This is a genomic window from Mucilaginibacter sp. SG564, assembly GCF_013149275.1.
Taxonomy (GTDB): Bacteria; Bacteroidota; Bacteroidia; order Sphingobacteriales; family Sphingobacteriaceae; genus Mucilaginibacter.
Genome location: NZ_JABGNA010000002.1, coordinates 16663 through 30681 on the forward strand (window position 1 = coordinate 16663; position 14019 = coordinate 30681).

Annotated in this window: 16 protein-coding genes; 12 read left to right on the forward strand and 4 right to left on the reverse strand. The window is 39.8% G+C overall.

Annotated features, from left to right (window positions below):
• Positions 1 to 476: 476 nt before the first annotated feature.
• The 10 genes from FHW89_RS04570 to FHW89_RS04615 all read left to right on the forward strand — a co-directional run bounded on the left by FHW89_RS04570 (position 477) and on the right by FHW89_RS04615 (position 8686).
• Positions 477 to 1949 carry a phytoene desaturase family protein gene (locus tag FHW89_RS04570; RefSeq protein ID WP_371742423.1) on the forward strand — a complete coding sequence of 491 codons (1473 nt, stop codon included), beginning with the start codon at positions 477 to 479 and terminating at the stop codon, positions 1947 to 1949.
• A complete protein-coding gene (locus FHW89_RS04575; RefSeq protein ID WP_172333856.1) occupies positions 1946 to 2782 on the forward strand; it encodes a phytoene/squalene synthase family protein in 837 nt (278 codons plus the stop codon). Before FHW89_RS04570 ends, FHW89_RS04575 begins: the two co-directional genes overlap by 4 nt.
• A gap of 170 nt (positions 2783 to 2952) precedes the next feature.
• Positions 2953 to 3486, forward strand: a complete 534-nt coding sequence (gene idi, locus FHW89_RS04580) for an isopentenyl-diphosphate Delta-isomerase (protein WP_172333857.1) — start codon at positions 2953 to 2955, stop codon at positions 3484 to 3486.
• On the forward strand, positions 3483 to 3956 hold the full coding sequence (locus FHW89_RS04585) for a sterol desaturase family protein (RefSeq protein WP_253952169.1): 474 nt from the start codon (positions 3483 to 3485) through the stop codon (positions 3954 to 3956). Before idi ends, FHW89_RS04585 begins: the two co-directional genes overlap by 4 nt.
• Positions 3953 to 4717, forward strand: coding sequence for a lycopene cyclase domain-containing protein (locus FHW89_RS04590; RefSeq protein ID WP_172333858.1), 765 nt, complete (start codon positions 3953 to 3955; stop codon positions 4715 to 4717). Before FHW89_RS04585 ends, FHW89_RS04590 begins: the two co-directional genes overlap by 4 nt.
• Entirely contained in the window at positions 4714 to 5394 is a 681-nt protein-coding gene (gene folE, locus FHW89_RS04595; RefSeq protein WP_172333859.1) for a GTP cyclohydrolase I FolE, read from the forward strand. Before FHW89_RS04590 ends, folE begins: the two co-directional genes overlap by 4 nt.
• On the forward strand, positions 5391 to 6110 hold the full coding sequence (locus FHW89_RS04600; RefSeq protein WP_172333860.1) for an SDR family NAD(P)-dependent oxidoreductase: 720 nt from the start codon (positions 5391 to 5393) through the stop codon (positions 6108 to 6110). Before folE ends, FHW89_RS04600 begins: the two co-directional genes overlap by 4 nt.
• Position 6111: 1 nt before the next feature.
• Positions 6112 to 6750, forward strand: coding sequence for a flavin reductase family protein (locus FHW89_RS04605; RefSeq protein ID WP_172333861.1), 639 nt, complete (start codon positions 6112 to 6114; stop codon positions 6748 to 6750).
• Positions 6751 to 6890: 140 nt separating this feature from the next.
• Entirely contained in the window at positions 6891 to 7958 is a 1068-nt protein-coding gene (locus tag FHW89_RS04610) for an oxygenase MpaB family protein (protein ID WP_172333862.1), read from the forward strand.
• A gap of 38 nt (positions 7959 to 7996) precedes the next feature.
• Positions 7997 to 8686 (forward strand): MarR family winged helix-turn-helix transcriptional regulator, encoded by a 690-nt coding sequence (locus tag FHW89_RS04615; protein ID WP_172333863.1) that lies wholly within the window; start codon positions 7997 to 7999, stop codon positions 8684 to 8686.
• 214 nt (positions 8687 to 8900) lie between these two features.
• Here FHW89_RS04615 and FHW89_RS04620 read toward each other — a convergent pair whose 3' ends face one another.
• The 4 genes from FHW89_RS04620 to FHW89_RS04635 all read right to left on the reverse strand — a co-directional run bounded on the left by FHW89_RS04620 (position 8901) and on the right by FHW89_RS04635 (position 12121).
• On the reverse strand, positions 8901 to 10352 hold the full coding sequence (locus FHW89_RS04620; protein ID WP_172333864.1) for an SDR family oxidoreductase: 1452 nt from the start codon (positions 10350 to 10352) through the stop codon (positions 8901 to 8903).
• A 385-nt stretch (positions 10353 to 10737) separates the two neighbouring features.
• Positions 10738 to 11271: a DUF892 family protein gene (locus tag FHW89_RS04625; protein WP_172333865.1), complete on the reverse strand. Its 534-nt coding sequence runs from the start codon at positions 11269 to 11271 to the stop codon at positions 10738 to 10740.
• A gap of 84 nt (positions 11272 to 11355) precedes the next feature.
• Positions 11356 to 11790 (reverse strand): response regulator transcription factor, encoded by a 435-nt coding sequence (locus FHW89_RS04630; RefSeq protein WP_253952170.1) that lies wholly within the window; start codon positions 11788 to 11790, stop codon positions 11356 to 11358.
• A gap of 169 nt (positions 11791 to 11959) precedes the next feature.
• A complete protein-coding gene (locus FHW89_RS04635; RefSeq protein ID WP_172333866.1) occupies positions 11960 to 12121 on the reverse strand; it encodes a hypothetical protein in 162 nt (53 codons plus the stop codon).
• A gap of 274 nt (positions 12122 to 12395) precedes the next feature.
• On the opposite strand from FHW89_RS04635, the gene FHW89_RS04640 reads away from it, so the two are divergent.
• Together FHW89_RS04640 and FHW89_RS04645 are read left to right on the forward strand one after the other, a co-directional pair.
• On the forward strand, positions 12396 to 12587 hold the full coding sequence (locus FHW89_RS04640; protein WP_172333867.1) for a cold-shock protein: 192 nt from the start codon (positions 12396 to 12398) through the stop codon (positions 12585 to 12587).
• Between the two features lie 167 nt (positions 12588 to 12754).
• Complete coding sequence (locus FHW89_RS04645; RefSeq protein WP_172333868.1) at positions 12755 to 13864, forward strand: PAS domain-containing sensor histidine kinase; 1110 nt, start codon at positions 12755 to 12757, stop codon at positions 13862 to 13864.
• Positions 13865 to 14019: the final 155 nt, after the last annotated feature.

Below are 14019 nucleotides of genomic sequence, written 5' to 3' on the forward strand. Positions count from 1 at the left end.
AACCCTTATCCGGCTTATGGCTTACGCATGGAAAAATACTTCCGCGAAATACGACATCTTTACTTTTGAGAAAAGTAACAAGATATTAGAAAACATTATCAGAAAAACACTGCCGGAACCATGAATTCTCCTGTGGATTTGAGTGATCATTGATAAAATCGTATAATGCTCTGATACTTTAATTCCGAAATAAACACAAACCTTAATGCATGTCTATATTTAAATCTACGATAGTCTGTTCGTAGCTGTTCCATAAAAGTCCTCCTTTCATATAAAAGATATTTTTATAGGCCTCCTGTTTATTCGCAATCACATCCTTAGTTATTATGAATAGTTTTTTTTAATACAAAAACATTCTATATATATAAATAAAATACAATTATGCATTATATTTGAAACAAATGTAATTTAAAAGAGCATAAATGCCGGATAATCCTAAAAGCAGTTCAATTTTCTCAAACCCAAAGAAACCTTCAGTGGCAATTATTGGGGCTGGTTTCGCCGGATTAAGTGCTGCGGCATATTTAGCCGACTCCGGTTGCCACGTTGATATATACGAGAAAAATGCCGATATAGGCGGTAGAGCGCGACAGTTGATTACCGCTAACGGATATGTTTTTGATATGGGGCCAAGTTGGTATTGGATGCCGGAGGTATTCGAGAAATTCTTCAATGACTTCGGATATAAGACATCCGACTTTTACGATCTGCAACAACTTGACCCAGGCTTTACGGTTGTTTTTGGCAAACGTGATGTTGTAAATATTCCGGCTGATTACGCGGCTCTTGGGGAGCTTTTTGAAGTCATAGAACCTGGCAGCTCCCGCCAATTGGATTTGTTTTTAACGGAGGCCGCCTATAAATACAAAACGGGAATGGACACACTTGTTCAAAAACCCGGCATTTCCTTAACTGAGTTTGCAGACTGGAGTTTGATTCGTGGCGTTTTTAAGTTACAGGTTTTTACCTCTTTCAGCAAACATGTAAAAAAGTTTTTCAAGAACCCGAAACTGATAACTCTGATGGAATTTCCCGTTCTTTTTCTTGGTGCAATGCCGGAGGACACGCCTGCGTTGTATAGCCTGATGAATTATGCGGGGCTCAAACTCGGTACCTGGTATCCAAAAGGTGGTTTTGGAAAAGTAATTGATGCCATGCAAAAAGTATGCGAAGCGCAAGGCGTAAAAATATTTAATCTCGCAGAAGTTACGCATTTAAAAGTTGATAAAGGATTGGTATCCGAAGTCGTTTCTAAAGATGAGCATAAGGTTTACGATGGCGTCATTGCTGCGGCAGACTACCACCATATAGAAGAAAAACTCCTGAAACCGGCTTTCAGAAATTACAATGAAACGTACTGGCATAAAAGAATTATGGCCCCGTCAAGCCTGATCTTTTACCTGGGTATAACAAAGAAAGTTAAGCGGCTGGAGCATCATACTTTATTTTTTGATGCCGACTTAAAACTTCATGCCAAGGAAATATACAAAGACCCACAATGGCCAACGAGGCCTTTATTTTATGTATGCTGTCCTTCAAAATCTGATGATACTGTTGCTCCTGAAGGCCATGAAAATTTATTCATATTAATGCCTTTGGCTCCAGGCTTGGATGATTCTGAACAGTTGCGGGAAAACTACTTTAACCTTATCATGGATCGGCTGGAAGATTATACGGGTACAGATATCAGAAAATCACTCGATTATAAAAAGAGCTACTGCGTCAACGACTTCAAAACTGATTACAATTCATTTAAAGGCAATGCCTATGGTTTAGCCAATACGCTGATGCAAACAGCGCACCTAAAACCCTCAATAAAAAATAAAAAGTTGAAAAATCTTTTTTATGCAGGGCAATTGACCGTCCCCGGGCCGGGCGTACCACCATCTATCATATCCGGCAAAGTATCTGCCCGGCAGCTTATCCAACATCTCAAAAATCAAAAATGAAAGCAAAATTTGATACACTCTCCGCAACTTGCAGCAGGGAAACTACCCGACTTTATAGCACCAGTTTTTCGCTGGGTATACTTTTCTTCAAAAAAGAGGTACGAGATCCAATTCATGCCATTTATGGTTTTGTGAGGCTCGCAGATGAGATTGTAGACAGCTTTCATGATTATCCCAAATCCGTCCTGCTTGCCGAATTCAGTACCGATTGTTTTAAAGCAATCGAACGCGGGATCAGTATTAATCCTGTGCTTAATTCATTTCAGCAAGTGGTTAATAAATTCAATATTGATCATACCCTGATAACGCAATTTTTAAACAGTATGGAAATGGATCTGGCGGAGCAAACTTATACGCATGAGAAATATGAAGAATACATCATGGGATCGGCGCAAGTGGTCGGGTTAATGTGCCTGCATGTGTTTACTAAAGGCAAAAAACAGGAATTTGACCGCCTAAAAATACCAGCTATGAAACTAGGGTCTGCTTTTCAAAAAGTAAATTTTCTGAGAGACCTGAACGCAGATTATGAGCAGTTAAACCGCTGTTATTTTCCTAGTGTTAATTTATCCTCATTTTCTGACTTAGAAAAAAAAGCTATTGAGCAGGATATTATTACTGAATTAGAAGAGGCCCTAAAAGGCATCAGGGAATTGCCCCGCTCCTGTCGCAAAGGAGTTTACCTGGCTTATGTTTATTATCGACAACTATTACTTAAAATAGCCCGAGTCCCCGCTGATAGGGTAATGTCTGAGCGAATAAGGGTATCCAATAGTCATAAATTTTGGCTGATGTTTGATTCTTTAGTGAGATATAAATTAAACGTGTTATGAGGTTTTACTTAACGATATCCCGACGCCACGTTAGCAACAACATGAACTATTTCTTAAACGCAACATTTTCAGGATACAATTCTCATCTAAAAGCCAATCGCAGTCTAGAAGATTAATGACAATGAACTGAAAAGAAGTGAAGAAAAACACTTTCAACAAACCAATAACATATGGAAGTAAATGAGTACGTGATCTTGGTAAACGAAAACGATCAAATGATTGGCACCATGGAAAAAATGGAGGCACATGTAAAAGGAATGCTGCACCGAGCTTTTTCTATATTTATTTTTAATACAAAAGGCCAACTGTTATTACAGCAAAGAGCTAATCATAAGTATCACTCCGGCGGCAAATGGACCAACACCTGCTGCAGCCATCCAAGACCGGGAGAAGGAACCCGCAATGCGGCAAACCGGCGGCTGAAAGAAGAAATGGGTTTGCTTTGCGATTTACAACCCGCCTTTAATTTTACTTATCATACGGAGATTCAGCAAGGAATTACGGAATACGAATACGACCACGTTTTTTGGGGCATAACGAATGAACAGCCGGACCTGTGCCTGGAAGAAGCTATAGCTTTTAGATATCAGGATATGGCTGATTTAGAGACAGACATTCAGAATCACCCTGAACAATATACCACCTGGCTGAAAATTTGTTTTGACCGGGTAAAAAGCCATCACCACCAATATTTTAATTCATGATGAGCATACTATTTAAATTCCTTGTGATCACTTCAACCTTCTTTGCGATGGAGGGTGTGGCTTGGTTTTCGCACAAATATCTGATGCATGGTCTGTTATGGTCTTTACACCGTGATCATCACAAAAAAGAACGACCAGGATACCTGGAAAAAAACGATCTTTTTTTTCTAATTTTCGCTATTCCGGGCATCAGTTGTCTGGCTTTAGGAACACTGGGAGATATACCGCTATTTTCCTGGATAGGCACAGGGGTAACCATTTATGGCGCTTGTTATTTTTTTGTGCACGACTTGTTCATTCACCAACGCATTAAAGTACTGCGCAATTCCCAAAACTGGTATCTGAAAGCCATCAGGCGTGCACATAAGATACACCACAAACACACCGAAAAAACCGATGGCGAATGCTTTGGCATGCTATGGGTACCGTTAAAATATTTCATGGATGCCAATAAAAATAAAGAATCATGAAATATACATACCTTTTGATTGACCTTTTTTCCGTACTCGTTCCCTTTATTTTTTCCTTTCATCACAAACTCCGGTTTTATAAACACTGGCTCGCACTTTTTCCCGCAATAATCATTACCGGAATTATTTTTTTAGGCTGGGATGTATATTTCACATATTTAAAAATATGGGGATTTAATTCGGTTTATCTGATTGGGTATCACATAGCCAACCTGCCGGTGGAAGAGGTGCTCTTCTTTGGATGCATACCCTATGCTTGTATTTTTACTTTTACCTGCTTAAATACACTTATTAGGCTAAACACATACAAGAGGACCGAAATATGGATAAGCTGCCTGTTGATTGTAATGTCTTGCTCCTTGGCTATCAGTTTTCATGCCCGTAGTTACACCTGTTATACGTTCACTTTGTTAGCCGTTTTACTTTTTACAACACAATTTATTTTAAAGGCGTCATGGCTTTTAAAATTTTACACCAGCTATCTGGTTCTTTTAGTTCCTTTTTTAATCGTCAACGGACTTTTGACAGGTACCGGCCTTGATACTCCTGTTGTATGGTATAATCCTGCCTTTATTATTAACGTGCGAATATTAACCATACCTGTTGAAGACATATTTTACGGGATGGATCTCATTTTACTCAACGTGATGATTTATTCCTGGATAAGCACAAAAATAAATCGAATACAAAAATATCGCAATAAAGCCGATACTCATGTACAACTCGCACCTGTTTATACAAAATCTAATATACATTCATGACAAATAATCATATTATAATTGATCAAAAAGACAACGCTGAAGTGATGGAATATGATACTGGCCATCACGGTTCAGCTTTTGATACGCCGCTTAGAGCAGACGCGTTCGACTTAGACGACGATACCAAAATGGAATTGATTGCAGGACATTTTGCAGGTATAATGCAGGTGCTGGGAATGGATCTCCAAGACGACAGCCTGAAGGACACCCCCAAACGGGTGGCCAAAATGTATGTGAAAGAGATTTTCAGCGGCCTTAATCCCGCCAATAAACCAAAGCCAACTCTATTCAAAAATCCTTTTCAATACAAGCAGATCCTGGTAGAAAAGAATATTGCTGTTTTCAGCAATTGCGAACATCATTTTCTACCTATTGTAGGTAAGGCCCATGTGGCTTATATCAGCAACGGACAGGTGATTGGTTTGTCGAAGCTGAACCGGATAGTGCAGTATTGTTCGCAACGACCCCAGGTGCAGGAAAGGCTGACCATTCAAATAGCAAATTTACTGAAAGAAGCACTCGGAACGGACGATGTGGCGGTCATTATAGACGCATATCATCATTGTGTATCCAGTCGCGGCGTAAGAGATGCAGGCAGCACAACAATAACCGCCGAATACTGCGGCCAGTTTTTAAATACTGAAACGAAAAGTGAATTTCTAAAATATATAGGATGATCAATTACCAAGAAAAAAATATCCTTGTTGTCGGTGGAAGTTCCGGTATCGGTTTATCCCTGGTTAAATTTTTAAATGAAAACAATGCCCGTGTTTATGTGATTTCAAGAACTATACCGGATGATTTCCCGGCTGGCGTTAAACATTTGCAAGCGGACATTACAGGAGATCTTGACGCTGTAGTTGCATTTTTGCCCGAACATTTACATGGACTGGTTTATTCAGTTGGTAGTATTAATCTGAAACCATTCAACCGGCTAACAGCAAACGATTTTTTAAATGATTATCAACTGAACGTTTTGGGAGCAGTGCGGATGATTCAGTTATCGCTTAAACAATTGAAAAATGCCGGAGGAGCCTCGGTAGTTTTAATCAGTTCTGTGGCCGCAAGAACCGGTTTGCCTTTTCATGCCAGTATTTCAGCGGCAAAAAGTGCGATTGAAGGACTGGCATTATCATTGGCCGCTGAACTGGCTGCGCAGCAAATAAGAGTGAACGTCGTTGCTCCTTCCCTGACGGATACCACGCTTGCACAAAACTTACTGAACTCACCTGAAAAACGGGAAGCATCGGCCAAAAGGCATCCCCTGGCCAGATACGGGCAGCCGGAAGATGTTAGCCAAGCGATAGCTTTTTTACTTTCTGACTGCAGCAGTTGGATAACCGGACAAGTAATCCGCGTTGATGGCGGCTTAAGTAACTTAAAAACAAGTTAAAATGATAAATATTGAAGGAGATCAAATTGCCGGGATGGAAAAACATTACAGAATTAGCCTGATCAATAGCCTGGTCGGTTATAAATCGCTGAACCTCCTGGGGACAACCAGTAAGGACGGCATCACCAACTTATGTTTAATTAGTTCCACTTTTCATCTTGGAGCAAATCCGCCTCTCCTGGGTATGGTGATAAGGCCGGAACGTGAACATAATGACACGCTTAATAATATCAGAGAGACCGGCCAATACACCCTGAATAATGTTTTACCCGCATGGTATAAACAGGCCCATCAAACCAGTGCCAGTTATCCTTCCGGTGCATCAGAGTTTGAAATCTGCGGATTTAAAAAGCAATATACTAATGGGTTTAAAGCCCCTTTTGTAGGCCAGTCTACAGTCCGGATCGGCTTGGAGTTAAGGGAAATGATAGATATCGAAATTAATGGCACAACCATCGTCATAGGCGAGATCATTCAAATATTAGCTGATGATTTAATTATAGGAGAAGACGGCACCGTTGATCATATTAAAGCAGAAACGATTACGGTAGCAGGGTTGGATTCCTACTATCTTCCACAGTTTGTGGGGCGTCTCGCTTATCCCAAGCCCGGCATTGAACCTCAGGAACTTAAACAATGAATAATATCCCTTATGTTATGATAGTTGAAGATACAGATGCAATTATTATCGGCGCAGGGTTAGCGGTTTGACCGCGACCAAGGTTTTAAAAGTAGTTGGCAAATCGATCAAAATACTGAAAGCTTTTAACAAAAAAAATTATGGTTGGTCACAAAATATATAGCGACGGAATTTTGGATAATAAAAGATTATTGGGAGATCCATCTGCCGATAATTTTATAAAACTTGTATTTTCCGATCCGGTCAAAAAAACGCAATTGCAGCAATGGTTAAGCAGTGCGTCTGGAGATAAGGAATTGCAATGGATAAAAGGTATTTACCCTGATTTCGCTTTCATCACTCAGGCCGATAAACTACCTTCATGGGCCAACGAGCGGTTAATGAAAGTTGGTGCTGTATTTTTTGCGCAGAATTCTGAGATGATCATGAGCCTGCTCGGGCTTTTATCCCTGCCTTATTGCTATACCGCTGCCAATGGCGCTATGGTGTTGTATATATCTGAGCTGATACGTAAACAAACCACAAAACGCTTATATGATACAGCCCTATTTGTTTGGGAAGTAATGGGGCCAGATGCTTTCGATAAAAGCGGTGATGCTTATCACCAGATTTTAAAAGTGCGCATTATGCATGCCGCTGTTCGTTATTATACGCTTCAAAGCGGCAAATGGGATGATACCTGGGGCATACCTGTTAACCAGGAAGATATGGCGGGAACAAATCTTTCATTCTCACTGATCGTTATCCGAGGCCTCAGACTGCTCGGGATTAACATAAGCCAGCCGGATCAGGAAGCCTTTATGCATATTTGGGCAGTAATTGGCTTTTTAACCGGCCTTGACGAGGACGTGATCCCAGAAAATTCCAAAATGGCACAACAGTTGGACATCGCTATTAAACGTCGGCAGTTTTGTCCTTCATTGCACGGAAAACAGCTTACCAGATCACTTACAGATCATATCCTTGCGGTTAACAAAAGCAAAGCTACAGCTGCTGATATTTTAGGTTTAATGCGTTATTTGCTGGGCAATGAAATATCGGATATGCTTTCTATTGATGTTCCAGAATTGCCAGATTATAAAATTAAGCTTATCAGAACGCTAAATTTTTTAAAAAGCTTTAAACCGCCGGGCAATATTAACCAAAAGTACCGGATTGCCTACGTTGCATTCAAAAAACAAAACCCGGAACTCCGTAAAAGAACTTAAATTTGAACAATTAGCCGGTGTCCATAACTTTACCTCACATGAAATCATACCAACTCATTCACCAATTAATAACCCTCGTGGAGCAACTGGAGGATGAGAACCCGGGCCGCGAAGTATCAATTCAGGATTTTGCTGGCTTCTTGCTTACTTCTGTCGGCGACCCCGCAGGCGATTTCGTTAACGGAGATGTGAGATTTGGGAAGAATGAAAGTATGGCACAAGAGATCGCGTATCAATTGGATAATAACATAGGAAGATTATTTGTATACATGAGCCGGTATGCCAAATCTTATATCAAAAAAGCATTGGAGGGCACCCCGTTACCAACAGCAGAAGATTTTACCGGCCTTGCTATTTTACTTACCCATGATCATTTGTCGAAGAGTGAGTTAATCAGCCATAATTTGCAGGAAAAAACATCGGGTACCGAGGTTATCAGGCGATTGATTGCCGCTGGCCTGGTAAAAGAATGGAATGATCAAAAGGATAAAAGAAGCAAACAGGTGGCCATCACCGAAGAAGGAAAGCAGCTATTATATCGGGTATTTGTTGATATGAGCTATGTAGGCAAAATGATCACCGGTAAATTAACCATAGCTGAAAAATTAGTATTGCAACACTTACTGCAAAAATTGGAGAACTTTCACCATGAACACCATGAAAAGAAAACCATCTCGAGCAAAGCAGATCTGAAAAGCTTTGCGGAAGATAACAAAAGGACGAAATAAGCAATCGTACAATCGGCGGAATTAAATCATAAGCCTAAGAAATCCAAACAAATCTAGCTGCTTAACTAATATAATATAAATATTAAAATATAGCTTTTCAAATATGCCAAGCCGAGAGGCTGAATAGTGTTGGCAATCGCATTGCTAAATTGATTCCATCATGCCAAGATATATACAATCCATTGACTAACAATACGATATGAGTAATTTTGCGCTAATAAGCCGTTTCTTTCTCTGAAGCGTTGACCTCGGCGATTTTAAGAAGCATTCCTTTGAAGATAAAAAAATGGAAAGGCAACATGGCGTACCAATACAAACGCCCTCCCAAACCAAGAGGCCGGAACGTCGCCGTCTGCTGGATAAGATTATTATCGTCTATACAGAATTCCAGCCAAGCTTCCCCGGGCAGTTTCATTTCTGCATATAATAACAGGCGTTTTTCTTCTTTACTGGCATAGATCACCCGCCAGAAATCCAGAGTATCTCCGGGATAAACCTCAGAGGCGTTTTTACGGCCGCGACGCAAGCCCACCCCTCCAAATAGCCGATCAAAAAAGCCCCGGAAACCCCATAGCCAGTTAGCATAATACCACCCATTTCTGCCTCCTATAGCAAAGATTTTCGCTAAGGCAGATTTTGGATCCACAGCTTCGGCTGATTGTTTATTTTTAAAGACCCCGAATTGGGGCATTTCAATATGCTGCGCCAGCCCCTTATCGAAAATACTCGTGTTCATCGCATCGGCCCAGGTGGAAAGTACCATATTCTGTTCAATCTTATCAAACGCAATTTTAATAGCTTCTTTATAGGTAATAAGTTCAATATCTAATCGTTCCGGCAGATCGTTCTTTTCACCCACAACATCTATTTTCATGCTCTCGACCAGGTTTCTGGCGAGGGGATAGGATGTAGAGGTTACAAAGTAAAGCCAGTAGGACGATAATTTCGGTGACATTAACGGCAAGGTCCAGATCCTTCTCGTTAATTTCCTGACCTGTGCAAATTGAATCAGCATTTGCTTATAAGTCAATGTCTCCGGCCCGTAAATATCAAAATGATGACCATAGGTATATTTTTTATGCAATACGCCTGTCAGTAGTTGAATGACATTGCGAATAGCGATCGGCTGACATTTGGTTTTCAACCATTTAGGAGCAACCATAACCGGTAATTTTTCTACCAAGTCGCGGATGATCTCAAAAGATGAGCTACCAGAACCTACAATAATACCTGCACGGAGTGCGGTCACTGGCACCACGCTTTTGCGTAATTCATCCTCTACCACTTTTCGCGATGCAAGATGTCTGGATAATTGCTGTTCATTCGTAATGCCGCCCAAAAAAATAATTTGTTCCCCCTCAGTAGTGTCTATGTACGCTACAAAATTCTCAGCGGATTTTTTCTCTTCCTTACCAAAGTCTCCGCCACTCATACTCATTGAATGTACCAGGTAATATGCAATATCAATATCTTTTGGCAAACCAGCAAGCGTTTGGGGTTTCATCAGGTCTCCTTCTACCAGAACAACTTGTTTGGGTTTATATTTTTTGATATCTAACCGTTGCTTATCCCGGACCAGGCAGACCACTTCATGACCCTTTTCCAACAGCACCTGTAACAATCTACGCCCGATATAACCGGTGGCACCTGTAAGCAATATCTTCATTATAATTGTTTCTTAACCAGTGATTCTTTTCCAGTGTATTATTCAAACCGTTACTGGTCAATCCAGTCTTGTTATAACTCGTTGTTTGTCTATTTGTTTAGGATTAGAACATATCAGGATTTGAATTACTATGAAAACGCTGGGTATTAGTTCTTCGATTGCGGGTTAATTCGAATTCTTGATATTTATTCCAGATCATAGGAACGAAATATCAAGAGGTCGAATTTTGGTTCACCTTCAAGGCCCGATTGCTTAAACAATTTGACAGATACACTGTCCTTTCCTTTGCGGTCTGACTGTAAAACATCCGGAATCAAAACAAATCGATTTTAAGATAAGCAACTAAGCTTTCCCCGGTTGATAAGGTATACTAAACTGCATAGTGCTACTCTTTAGCCGTAATATACTTTGCTGTGATAAATAAAAGTAAAGTACGGTCTGCTTTAGCCTCGTCGTAGTTTTCCTTAATCAATTGTTTGACCTGCTTATTCTTTAATTTTACAGCGGCCATCTGTAAGACCTGAAAAGATGACGCTTCCATGCTTTCTATATTTTGCATATAAAATGCTATGGACATGTCTCGAAATTCAGGTTCGCTGCTGTGCAACATAATATCGGCAAATGCGTCATCAACAAGTCCCGATAATCCACTATAGCTGGCATCTGAGCGTTCTGCATCAAGGATATTATATATAATTTCCATTCTTGCCAACTGCTTTTCCACATCTTCCATCGTTTCCAGTATAGCATACCTTAAATCTGAAAAATGGGCTTCATTGGCTATTTTAGGTAAGTGGCCGATCAGGTGAGACTTCGCAGCATAAATTTTATCTAAATGTTTAATGAAGAACGTTTTTAATTTTTTCGGGCCGAAATTGATTTTTTTAATTTCTTTTGGGTTCTTGTGATTTTCTTCCATCAGATCAACATAAATTTTAAATATACGAAAGTCGCATAATTTCGAGTCGCGGTATTGTCAGTAAAATAATGCTATAGTCATGGACTAAACCAGGATTTTTTGCACATGCATCAATAGCTGATATATATCAAAAGGTTTACTGATATAATGATCCGCACCACATTCATTAGCAAGGAGTTCCAGATCTGATTCAGCTGAAACCAAAATAATCGGCATCTTTTCTTCCTTATATTGTTCTTTTAATTCCGCACATATCTCATCACCTCTTTTCTTAGATCCTTCAATACGCACGTCTAACAGAATTAAATCGGGATGAATGATTTGAATATGTTCAGCAGCGTCCCCGGTGTTGGATAATACTACTTCATATCCCTCTTCCTGAAAAACGATATGCAGGATTTCCAAAATATCCTCATCATCGTCAATTACGAGTATTCTTTTAGACATAACGTTTTTCCATCTATATAGCAAAGGTTGTTCCCAGTTTTGCCATTTAGATAAATAAATTAACTTCAACATTAGCACCCGTTAAAATAATGCTAACAGTTATAATGTTAATAGCTAATTGAGAAAATTTGTCCAATAAAAGTAGCCGATGTGTCTCTTTAAGCAAACATCCGTTTTCGCACTTCTACATGCAATTATAAAAGACACCTGATCTTCAGGATCTCTTTTATAATTTGAAAAGCTATTTGACGGCTTCGTTAGCTACAGCCTCACTTACTTTCTTAGAAAGTTTAGCTTTCTTTTGGATGATGTCGGTTACGGTATCTTTAGCGATTTCTTTAATTTTTTTCTTGAGGCCTTTCCCGGTTTCGTTACCGCTATCGGACAGAAAAAGATAGGCCAAAGCGCCTGCAGCAACACTGGCGATTGCGATCCCGGCGATGAGTACGGTGTGGTCCTTTTTTTTAAATGGATTTTTCCTAATTCAAATAATATAAAAGTTATTCGCAATAACGTCCCGTTAAATCACAACTTCAGCTTTTAAACCGCAAAACAAATATTTTGTTTTTTTCATCTTTTTTAATTAGTAAAAATTTAATTTCTGTTAAATATTTTTATGAAAAAGAAAATACACCATTATTTATACCTATCTTGTGGAGTTATTAATAATCAATGTAATGCAACAAGGAACAGTAAAATTTTTTAATGAAACAAAAGGATTCGGATTTATCACACCAAACAATGGTGGTAGCGAAATTTTTGTTCACTCTACAGGCCTGATCGACAAAATTCGTGAGAATAATGTGGTTAGCTTTGATGTAGAAGAAGGCCGTAAAGGCCCTAACGCAGTAAATGTAAAAGTAGCTTAATACACTATATATTTAAAATTATTGTGAAAAGCACCTTCCTTAACGGAGGGTGTTTTTTTTTGAATGTATTTCGTCAAAAGGGGTAATAACCGCTCCTTTTTTGAAGGAAATTCGTATGTCGCTTAAATAGCGTATTTTTGTTCTGAGATTGAACCAGATGACTGCTGATGAATGATAATAGTGCAAAAAATGCAATTCCTGAAGATAATAACACCTCAGGCTTTACCGAACCTTTCGAGGCTATAGATATCGCCAGCGTCGCCCTTGCTTCTGCGAATGTCGGTATCTGGATCATGGATCCTATATCCGGTAAATTCCTTCCCTCGGAGCGCACCAGGGAGCTATTCGGCTTTTCAACAAAAGAAGATATGTCTTTTGAGGATGCCATGTTAAAAGTGGTAGAAAAATATAGAAAAATTGCTTTGGAGGCTATCGATAATGCCTTTAAAAAACAACACGCGCTTTATATCGAATTCCCCATTGTGGCCATTCCCGATCACAAACAAAGATGGCTTAGCGTAACCGGCGGTTTCAGCAGCCCAAACGTAGGCAACAGCTATTTCTCGGGAATTATCATGGATGTCACGGAGCAGAAACAAAATGATCTGAGAAGAAGTAAATTTATAGGCATGGTCAGCCATGAATTGAAAACACCGCTTACCGCTTTGAAGGCGTATGTGCAGATGCTGAGTAATTGGGCTAAGAAACAGAAAGATAGCTTTACGATCGGTGCGTTATCAAAAGTTGATACGCAGGTTAGGAAGATGCTCAATATGATTAATAGCCTGCTGAACTTATCCGGTGCAGAAGCCGGTAAGATACATCTGAAAAAGGAAGAGTTTCGGCTTGATGTATTGATTAATGAAGTGGTGGAGGAAACTTTATTCATAACCGGCGGCCATCATATCGTAACGGTTCCCTGCGATCCGGTGAGCATCAATGCTGACCGTGAAAAAATAGAACAGGTGTTGATCAATCTGCTGAGTAACGCTGCAAAGTACTCTGATAAAACCGCAGAGATCGAAGTTGGTTACGTCTTGCACGATACCTGCGTAGAGGTAAGTGTCAAAGATCATGGTCTTGGGATAGCCCCGGAAAATATTCAGAAGCTTTTCCTGCCGCATTACCGGGTTGAAAGTAAGGAAACAGAAAAAATTGCCGGCTTCGGCATCGGGCTTTACCTGTGCGCGGAAATCATCAACAGGCATCATGGGAAAATCCGGGTCGAGAGCGAACCCGGAAAAGGCAGTACGTTTAAATTCACGCTTCCTTTATAATAACCCCGCTTTAAATGGCTGAGGAATTTTGTTGATAGCGCTATATGGCAATCTCAGAACATAAACATATCCGGTAATCCGTATGCTAATAACAGCGGATTATTAAACCCGGATATTTATAATAATTGATTATACTGTAAAATGTTGGCCAATGC

Coding starts and splice junctions, on each gene's coding strand:
- FHW89_RS04620 (WP_172333864.1), bottom strand. CDS start 10,352: ATGAAGATATTGCTTACAGGTGCCACCGGTTATATCGGGCGTAGATTG.
- FHW89_RS04625 (WP_172333865.1), bottom strand. CDS start 11,271: ATGGAAGAAAATCACAAGAACCCAAAAGAAATTAAAAAAATCAATTTC.
- idi (WP_172333857.1), top strand. CDS start 2,953: ATGGAAGTAAATGAGTACGTGATCTTGGTAAACGAAAACGATCAAATG.
- FHW89_RS04640 (WP_172333867.1), top strand. CDS start 12,396: ATGCAACAAGGAACAGTAAAATTTTTTAATGAAACAAAAGGATTCGGA.
- FHW89_RS04605 (WP_172333861.1), top strand. CDS start 6,112: ATGATAAATATTGAAGGAGATCAAATTGCCGGGATGGAAAAACATTAC.
- folE (WP_172333859.1), top strand. CDS start 4,714: ATGACAAATAATCATATTATAATTGATCAAAAAGACAACGCTGAAGTG.
- FHW89_RS04615 (WP_172333863.1), top strand. CDS start 7,997: ATGAAATCATACCAACTCATTCACCAATTAATAACCCTCGTGGAGCAA.
- FHW89_RS04610 (WP_172333862.1), top strand. CDS start 6,891: ATGGTTGGTCACAAAATATATAGCGACGGAATTTTGGATAATAAAAGA.
- FHW89_RS04630 (WP_253952170.1), bottom strand. CDS start 11,790: ATGTTGAAGTTAATTTATTTATCTAAATGGCAAAACTGGGAACAACCT.
- FHW89_RS04585 (WP_253952169.1), top strand. CDS start 3,483: ATGATGAGCATACTATTTAAATTCCTTGTGATCACTTCAACCTTCTTT.
- FHW89_RS04590 (WP_172333858.1), top strand. CDS start 3,953: ATGAAATATACATACCTTTTGATTGACCTTTTTTCCGTACTCGTTCCC.
- FHW89_RS04645 (WP_172333868.1), top strand. CDS start 12,755: ATGAATGATAATAGTGCAAAAAATGCAATTCCTGAAGATAATAACACC.
- FHW89_RS04575 (WP_172333856.1), top strand. CDS start 1,946: ATGAAAGCAAAATTTGATACACTCTCCGCAACTTGCAGCAGGGAAACT.
- FHW89_RS04600 (WP_172333860.1), top strand. CDS start 5,391: ATGATCAATTACCAAGAAAAAAATATCCTTGTTGTCGGTGGAAGTTCC.